General features: G+C 66.9%; 10 protein-coding genes and 1 tRNA gene. 6 read left to right on the forward strand and 5 right to left on the reverse strand.

The window, feature by feature from the left end; translation table 11 throughout:
• A partial coding sequence (locus VFQ64_RS01070) for a UDP-glucose dehydrogenase family protein (protein WP_325101451.1) occupies positions 1–696 on the forward strand: 696 nt, incomplete at its 5' end.
• Positions 693–1,112, forward strand: a complete 420-nt coding sequence (locus tag VFQ64_RS01075) for a VOC family protein (RefSeq protein ID WP_325101452.1) — start codon at positions 693–695, stop codon at positions 1,110–1,112. The genes VFQ64_RS01070 and VFQ64_RS01075, both read left to right, overlap by 4 nt.
• A gap of 127 nt (positions 1,113–1,239) precedes the next feature.
• On the opposite strand, the gene VFQ64_RS01080 is transcribed toward VFQ64_RS01075, so the two are convergent.
• Entirely contained in the window at positions 1,240–1,713 is a 474-nt protein-coding gene (locus tag VFQ64_RS01080; RefSeq protein ID WP_325101453.1) for an RcnB family protein, read from the reverse strand.
• 120 nt (positions 1,714–1,833) lie between these two features.
• The gene (locus tag VFQ64_RS01085; protein ID WP_325101454.1) at positions 1,834–2,544 is read right to left on the reverse strand and encodes a folate-binding protein; all 711 of its coding nucleotides are present in this window, start codon (positions 2,542–2,544) and stop codon (positions 1,834–1,836) included.
• A 23-nt stretch (positions 2,545–2,567) separates the two neighbouring features.
• Here VFQ64_RS01085 and pyrC point away from each other — a divergent pair, with 23 nt between their 5' ends.
• Together pyrC and VFQ64_RS01095 are read left to right on the forward strand one after the other, a co-directional pair.
• Entirely contained in the window at positions 2,568–3,593 is a 1,026-nt protein-coding gene (gene pyrC, locus VFQ64_RS01090) for a dihydroorotase (protein ID WP_325101455.1), read from the forward strand.
• 38 nt (positions 3,594–3,631) lie between these two features.
• Entirely contained in the window at positions 3,632–4,066 is a 435-nt protein-coding gene (locus VFQ64_RS01095; RefSeq protein WP_325101460.1) for an RES family NAD+ phosphorylase, read from the forward strand.
• 88 nt (positions 4,067–4,154) lie between these two features.
• Here VFQ64_RS01095 and VFQ64_RS01100 read toward each other — a convergent pair whose 3' ends face one another.
• Positions 4,155–4,883 carry a DUF1134 domain-containing protein gene (locus VFQ64_RS01100; protein WP_325101456.1) on the reverse strand — a complete coding sequence of 243 codons (729 nt, stop codon included), beginning with the start codon at positions 4,881–4,883 and terminating at the stop codon, positions 4,155–4,157.
• A 146-nt stretch (positions 4,884–5,029) separates the two neighbouring features.
• Between VFQ64_RS01100 and VFQ64_RS01105 the strand changes: the two genes are divergently transcribed.
• Together VFQ64_RS01105 and VFQ64_RS01110 are read left to right on the forward strand one after the other, a co-directional pair.
• Positions 5,030–5,119: transfer RNA gene (locus VFQ64_RS01105), tRNA-Ser, on the forward strand.
• Positions 5,120–5,272: 153 nt separating this feature from the next.
• Positions 5,273–6,427, forward strand: a complete 1,155-nt coding sequence (locus tag VFQ64_RS01110; protein WP_325101457.1) for a tyrosine-type recombinase/integrase — start codon at positions 5,273–5,275, stop codon at positions 6,425–6,427.
• Here the strand turns inward: VFQ64_RS01110 and VFQ64_RS01115 are convergent.
• Both VFQ64_RS01115 and VFQ64_RS01120 read right to left on the reverse strand, forming a co-directional pair.
• The gene (locus tag VFQ64_RS01115) at positions 6,424–6,648 is read right to left on the reverse strand and encodes a helix-turn-helix domain-containing protein (RefSeq protein WP_325101458.1); all 225 of its coding nucleotides are present in this window, start codon (positions 6,646–6,648) and stop codon (positions 6,424–6,426) included. The genes VFQ64_RS01110 and VFQ64_RS01115 overlap by 4 nt on opposite strands.
• A complete protein-coding gene (locus VFQ64_RS01120) occupies positions 6,638–6,925 on the reverse strand; it encodes a hypothetical protein (protein ID WP_325101459.1) in 288 nt (95 codons plus the stop codon). The genes VFQ64_RS01115 and VFQ64_RS01120 overlap by 11 nt, the downstream gene beginning before the upstream one ends.
• Between the last annotated feature and the right edge of the window lie 505 nt (positions 6,926–7,430).

Below are 7,430 nucleotides of genomic sequence, written 5' to 3' on the forward strand. Positions count from 1 at the left end.
TCCGAGCTGATCAAATACGCCGCCAACGCGTTCCTCGCGACCAAGATCACCTTCATCAACGAGGTCGCCGATCTGTGCGAGGCGGTCGGCGCCGACGTGCAGGACGTCAGCCGTGGGATCGGGCTCGACAACCGGATCGGGCGCAAGTTCCTGCACGCGGGCCCGGGCTATGGCGGGTCGTGCTTTCCCAAGGACACGCTGGCGCTGCTGCAAACGGCGGAGGAGTATCAGGCGCCCCAGCGGATCGTCGCGGCGACGGTGGCGGTCAACGATGCCCGCAAGCGCGCGATGGGGCGCAAGGTGCTCGCCGCGCTGGGTGACGCGCCGCGCGGCAAGACGGTGGCGCTGCTCGGCCTCACCTTCAAACCCAACACCGACGACATGCGCGACGCGCCGGCGATCGACATCGCACAGGCGTTGACCGACGCGGGCGTGACGGTGCGGGCCTTTGACCCCGAGGGCATGACGACGGCTCGGGCGGTGATGCCCGACCTGCAATATTGCCGCGATCCCTATGACGCGGCGCAGGGCGCGGACGCGGTGGTGATCGTGACCGAATGGGACGCCTTCCGCGCGCTCGACTTCGCCCGGCTGAAGGGGCTGGTCGCCGCGCCGGTGCTGGTGGATCTGCGCAACGTCTATCGTCGCGAGCCGGTCGAGGCGGCGGGGTTCACCTATCTGGCGGTCGGACGGTGAGGGCGCCGCCGCTCGGGCGGGTGCTCGAGACGGCGCTGTACGTCGACGACCTGGCGCGGGCGGCCGATTTCTTCGCGCGCGTGCTGGGCTTGCGGGCGATGTTGAGCACCGAGCGGCTGGTCGCGCTCGATGCGGGGCCGGGCAGCGTCCTGCTGCTGTTCGCGCGCGGCGGCTCGGCCGAGGACATGCCCGGCGCAGGCGGGGTCATTCCCGGCCATGACGGGTCTGGGCGGGCGCATATGGCCTTTGCCGTCGCGGCGGCGGATCTGGAGGCTTGGCGCGGTCACCTGACGCGGGAGGGCGTCGCGATCCGCAGCGAGGTGGCCTGGCCCCGGGGTGGGTACAGCCTGTATTTCGACGATCCCGACGGGCATGTCCTAGAGCTTGCCACGCCGGGGTTGTGGGGGAACTACTGACGCGAAGAAGCCCGGAACCGAGGTTCCGGGCTTCCAACCGTCACGCCGTCAGACATCGCCGGCGATGCCGGCTCTGCTGCCGCCGTGACGAGTCCTCGGCCAGCTTGCGCCGGCCGAGGCCGTCCGCTCAGTAGAAGAAGCGGTTCTGGACGCGGAGAACGCGGCCGGTGCGGATGTCCACGAGCACCACGTCGTTGCCGTAACGCACCCACTGCTGATTGTAGCCGGGGCGGGCCAGGCGGTACTGGTTCCAGTCGTTGACCCAGTAGTTGCGGCCGTAATAGCTCGGCTGGAAGCGATAGCCGACCGTCACCGGGCGATAGCGATAGCCGCGCGGGGCGTTGTAGTTGCCGCGGTTGTAGCCGCGATCCGACCGGCGATAGTCGCGGCGATCCTCCCGCAGTTCGCGGCGATCCTCCCGCAGCTCCTGACGGGCTTCGCGAACGTCGCGGCGGTCGCCGTAGCGGCGCGCATCCTGCAGATCGCGGCGCGATTCACGCACCTCGCGCTGGTCGCGACGGACTTCGTTGTAGCTCTGGGCGGATGCGGCGACCGGCACCAGCATGGTGGCGGCGAGCGCGGCGGTGATCAACTTACGCATGGGATACTCTCCTCTTGCACAACCGGGAATGGCCCCGGATGAGAAGCCTAATGGCCCCTCGGCGGTGAACGGACGCGGAACCCCCCCGTCAGGTTCCCGACAGGGTTGTCGCAACTTGTCTCATGCGAGCGCGGCGGCGAGCCAGGCGGGGCACAGCGCGTCGCCGAGCGCGTCGACGCGGCGATGCTCGACCATCAGGCCGAGCTGCGGATAAGTGGCGCGGGTCCGGTCGCCGGGTGCGCCGAGCGGCGCCACCACCAGCCGCCGGTTGACCTTGCTACGGTGGTGCATGCGGGCGGTGTTCTCCTGCCCGACATAGCAGCCCTTGGTGAAACTGACGCCGTTCAGCTCGCCGGCATTGCATTCGAGCCAGAGCGTGTCGCCGCTGCCGAGCTCGCCTGTGCCCTCGGTGACGCCGAGCCGGAGGCGGTGCGCGCGCCAGCCCTCCGCCGCGTCGCCGGGCTCCCCCAGCCAACGGCGACCGAGTGCCGCCAGGCGCGGGTCGGGGACGCCTTCGGTTCCAATCGCGGACCAGTGGACCGCGCGCGCGTCGGGCGTGATCATGATCGCGCGGCGCAGGCGGTACATGGACAGGCGGCGGGCGAGCGCGTCCGCCTGCGCCGCCTCGCAGTCGACCAGCACCGCGTCCCCGTCCGCCCAGAGGATGAAGTCGAACAACGCCTTGCCCTGCGGCGTCAGCAGCGCCGCCCAGAGCGGCCGGTCGGGTGTGAGCTGATCGAGGTCGTTGGTAACCAGCCCCTGCAGGAAGCCGCGCACGTCGTCTCCCGACAGGCGGAGGAGGGCACGGTCGGCGAGGGTGGTTGCGGGCATGGGGTTCAGGTAAGCCCTTGCCGATGAATTCCCAAGCGACGCTGACGATCCGCCGGCCCGACGACTGGCACGTTCATCTCCGCGACGGCGCGATGCTGGCGGCAGTGGCGCCTTACACCGCCCGCCAGTTCGCGCGCGCGATCGTCATGCCCAACCTGACGCCGCCGATCACCACGGTAGCGGCGGCGACCGCCTATCGCGAGCGCATCCTCGCGGTGTCGGGTGCGGGGTTTGAGCCGCTGATGACCTGCTATCTCACCGACGATGCCGATCCGGCGGAAATCGTGGGCGGGTTCGAGGCGGGCGTGTTCACCGCCTGCAAGCTGTATCCCGCGCATGCGACAACCAACTCCGCGCACGGCGTGACCGAGGTGGCGAACATCCGGCCCGTTCTGGCCGCGATGGAGCGCGCGGGCATGGTGCTGTGCGTCCATGGGGAGGTGACCGACCCGGCGGTGGACGTGTTCGATCGCGAGGCGGAGTTCCTGGACCGCGTGCTCGCGCCGCTGTTGCGTGAATTTCCCGCGCTGAAGGTGGTGCTGGAACATATTACCACTGCCGAGGCGGCGGCGTTCGTGGCCGAGGGACCGCCGACGCTGGCGGCGACGATCACGCCACAGCACCTCCACCTCAACCGCAATGCGCTGTTCGCCGGCGGGCTGCGGCCGCATCATTACTGCCTCCCGGTGCTGAAGCGGGAACGCCATCGGCTGGCGGTGCGCGCGGCCGCGGTGGGCGGATCGGGCAAGTTCTTCCTGGGCACCGACAGCGCGCCGCATCGGGTGGGGGATAAGGAGTCAGGCTGCGGCTGTGCGGGCGTGTGGAACGCGCCGTTCGCGCTGGAGAGCTATGCGGCGGTGTTCGAGGAGGAAGGCGCGCTGGAGCGGCTGGAAGGGTTCGCGAGCGAGCATGGCGCGCGCTTTTACGGGTTGGGGTTGAACGAAGGGACGGTGACGTTGCGGCGTGAGGTGGTCGAGGTGCCGGAGCGGGTTGGTGACGTGGTGCCGTTCCATGCCGGGGAGCGGTTGGGGTGGCGGGTCGCAGGTTGAGCCGCTTTGCCCGCTACACGGGATCGTGCTGGCGTGCTGTGGCGGCAGGGCAGGAGGCTGCGGCATTGAATGGGACCGAACGGGCCGGACGCTACAATCGGCCAGGGCAGCGGACTTTATATATGAGCGGCTCACCCGAGGGCGTAGCCGCCGCGATGGCGCGCTATGGCGAGGTGGCCAGGACCTTGATGCGGTTCGAGGTCGCGGCCGAAAGGCTTCTCGACCTGCGCGACACGGACGCCTGTGCAGAATTGATGATCAACCCGGCGCTGGCCAAGGAAGACTGGCTCGCGGCCATCGCGCGGGAAGAGGAGCCCAGTTCGTGGGCCGTGTCCGACCTGGCTCGCGAGATTGGGGCGGTAGGGCTGATCGACAGCTCGCGTCGGAGGCCTGGAGCGTGGCACATGGTGCTCTTCGGGTGGAACGAAGCAGGTGGCGCACGGGTCACTGCTGCAAGGCCGCCACGGGAGTAAATCCCGTGACGTCGAAGCTCGGCTGACGCCGAGCCCGGCCGTCCTTGCCCGCCTTGCGCGCAGCTTCGCTGCTCGCATGCGGGCTGCGTCAGAAAGGCAGCCACTTACTCTTGTGGGTGAACTTCATATACCCGACGTTCACCCCCGCCCGCCAGCCGACGCCGAGCCGGATCGGGATCAGCACCACGTTGCCGCGCCGCAGATAGGTCGCCGCGAAGCCGCCGACGAAATACAGCCGCCCCTCGCCGCCAGGGAAGCGCTTGAACAGCTCCTCGGTGTCGTGGAGGTTGTAGACCAGCACGAATACCTTGTTGGCGTCGCCGCCGACGTCGAAGCCGACGCTGGGGCCGGTCCAATAGACGGGCTGCTGCCCCTCCACCTTGTGCGTCATCACGCCAGAGCCATAGCGCAGGCCGACGATGAACGCGCCCGATGCCTCGCGCCCGGCGATATAGGCGACGGGACGACCCTGATCCTTCAGCGTCTTTTCGATGATGCCGGCGAGCCCCTGCGCGCCCTTGCCGAACACGCCTTCCGCCGCGCCCAGCACGTCGTCGCGCTCGAAGGTGTCGGCCGACGTGGTGGTCGCGTCGGCGCTGCGCTCGTCGGGCGGCGGCGGCGCCGGCACCTGCGGCACGGCCTCGACCGGCGCCTCGGCGGCGACCGGCTCGTCATAGGTCGGCGTCGGCGCGGGGCGGGGTGCAGTTTGCCGAAGATCGCTGTCGACCGCCTGATTGGGGTCGATCGTGCGCACCTGCGCGCCCGCCGTGCCTGCGGCGAGCAGCCCCGCCATCGCCCAACCGAACCACTTCGCCATGACGCAAACCCCGCTCTCGTCCCGCACCATGGTAAACAGAGCCGAGCTTGCCGTGCAATGAACGGTTTGCCCAGGCTAGTCCGAAGCGCGCCGGCCAGTTGATCGCCGGCCGGCCCGCGTCTATAGCCCCGCGCCTAGCCGCAGCCGGAGACGTGGGTGAGTGGCTGAAACCAACGCTTTGCTAAAGCGTCGTACGGGAAACCGTACCGAGGGTTCGAATCCCTCCGTCTCCGCCAACTAGGCCCCTCGCCGCCCTTCCAAAAGCACTAGAAAACGGCTAAAAACCTAGTGTTTGCGGCGCTTGTTGTGTCCATCATCGTCCGCCGCAATCCACCCGTTCCCACCGCCGCTGGTGGGAACGATTGTGGGTATCGTATGGAGGATCGGACATGGGACAGCTTACCGTTGCTCGGATCAAAGCCATTAAGGAGGCTGGCCGGTACACCGATGGCGACGGCCTCATGCTTTTGGTGAAGGCAACGGGCGCACAAAGCTGGCTGCTCCGCGCCCGCGTAGGAGGCGAGCGCCGCGATATCGGGCTTGGGTCCACAAAGGTGCTCACGCTCGCGGAAGCCCGCGCCAAAGCCACCGAGTTGCGGCGGGACATCGCACGTGGCGTCGATCCCATCGCAGAGAAGAAGAAGGTCGCCGATCCGGTTCCGACTTTCCGCGATGCCGCCCACCGCCTGCACTCCGATCACAAAGCTAGTTGGAAGAACGGCAAGCATCAGGCGCAATGGATCAGCACGTTAGAGACCTATGCATTTCCGATGCTGGGTGATCGCCCGGTCGACAAGATCGAAGGTCCGATCATCCGTGACGTCCTAGCGCCTATCTGGCTCAGCAAGCCCGAAACCGCCCGCCGTGTTCGCCAGCGGATCGGCGCGGTGCTCGATTGGAGCTACGTGAAGGGCTACAGGAAGAGCGAAGCGCCGATGCGCTCCTTGTCCAAGGGCCTGCCCCGCCAGCCGCGCAAGAACGGCCATTTCGCGGCCATGCCCTATACCGAGGTGCCGGCGTTCATCGCTCGCCTGCAAGAACGTGTGTCGGTCGGCCGACTGGCCTTGGAAGTCCTGATCCTAACGGCCGCCCGTTCGGGCGAGATACGCGGCGCGACGTGGACCGAAGTCGATCTGGACGCCGGAGTGTGGTCGATCCCCGCGGAGCGCATGAAGATGGGTCGCGTCCACCACGTGCCGCTTGCCGCGCAAACGGTAGAGGCGTTTCGCCGTGCCGAAGCGCTCCGTGCCCCATGCACCGATCTCGTCTATCCAGGGCAGCGGTTGAAGCAGCCGAGCTCGGACATGACGCTGCTTAAGGTCATGCGCGATTTCGAGCTCCCCTACACCGTCCACGGCTTCCGCTCCGCGTTCCGGGATTGGGTAGCGGAAGAGACCAGCTATCCCGGCGAGATCGCCGAAGCCGCCCTCGCGCACGCTATCCCGAACAAGGTCGAAGCGGCGTATCGCCGCACCGACTTCCTCGAAAAGCGCCGCGCCCTCATGCGCGATTGGGCAGACTTCTGCATGGCTCCTTCCGCCTAACCTGCCCCGCGTTCGACCAGCCGGTGAAGGCTCGCTACCTTGACCAAGGTGGCGGTGCCGATCTTGACCGTTTCAACCTCGCCGGCCTTGATCAGCTCGTAGAGCTTGGATCGCCCGATCCCCGTCATCCGTACCGCGATCGGGATGCGAACGGTGATCGGCTCGAACGGTAGCGGCAAGGTGTCGGGGCAGGGTTTCGAAAGGGCGCGCTTAGTCGGCATGGCGACGCGCCTCCTCTGCCAGGCGATCTTGCCACAGCTGTATGATCTTCGGGCGTAGATCAGGATCGGGCTGCGCACCGAGAAGACCGTCCACGGCAAGCGTCAGGAACACGATCATCTCCCACGTATGTTCCTGGGTGCCAGCACGCTCCAGAGTCTCGCGGACGATGATCTGACGCAGGAGGGCAGCCATCGTCAGTCCGCGCGATTTCGCCAACGCACTGAAGCTATCCCGCACGCCGTCGCTGACGTGGCAACTGATGAGATTTCGATACACTTCACGACTCCAAAATGGGGAGGCGTGGTGTGCGCTACGCAAGGCCCGCCCGGCGTAACGACGCGGAAGGCTGTAGGAAACCGTTCTTTTTACGTTCCGCCCTCAGAGAGAATTGTCGTGAAAAATCAATGTGCTCATCATTGACCACCACGAATCAGAGCTTCTCAGAGGAAGCTCCCCTTGGCCTCAGAGAGAATTGGCAATGACAATCAATCACTTACCCTGCGAGGCACCGCGTAAGGTGTGCTTGTCAATCAGGGACTTTGGCATTGGTCTGTGATCGTAAAAGGCCGCCAGTTCCTCGGCAAGAAAACCGCTTTCCGGCAGGCACTTGGGCGCGCGGGATAGCGCGCCGTTAATCGATCAACCGGCATTTGGATCGCGGTCGTGTTCCAGCTTTGATCCGGATTTGGGACCAAATAGCCATCACTGGCATGTGCACTGCATCCCCCTCCTGCGGGCCGCCAGCACGCGGCACGTTGTAGTGCCTACAGATCACCTGTGT

Source organism: Sphingomonas sp., from assembly GCF_035714405.1.
Lineage (GTDB): Bacteria > Pseudomonadota > Alphaproteobacteria > Sphingomonadales > Sphingomonadaceae > Sphingomonas.

Coding starts and splice junctions, on each gene's coding strand:
- VFQ64_RS01080 (WP_325101453.1), bottom strand. CDS start 1,713: ATGCGTAAGTTGATCACCGCCGCGCTCGCCGCCACCATGCTGGTGCCG.
- VFQ64_RS01085 (WP_325101454.1), bottom strand. CDS start 2,544: ATGCCCGCAACCACCCTCGCCGACCGTGCCCTCCTCCGCCTGTCGGGA.
- pyrC (WP_325101455.1), top strand. CDS start 2,568: ATGAATTCCCAAGCGACGCTGACGATCCGCCGGCCCGACGACTGGCAC.
- VFQ64_RS01100 (WP_325101456.1), bottom strand. CDS start 4,883: ATGGCGAAGTGGTTCGGTTGGGCGATGGCGGGGCTGCTCGCCGCAGGC.
- VFQ64_RS01110 (WP_325101457.1), top strand. CDS start 5,273: ATGGGACAGCTTACCGTTGCTCGGATCAAAGCCATTAAGGAGGCTGGC.
- VFQ64_RS01115 (WP_325101458.1), bottom strand. CDS start 6,648: ATGCCGACTAAGCGCGCCCTTTCGAAACCCTGCCCCGACACCTTGCCG.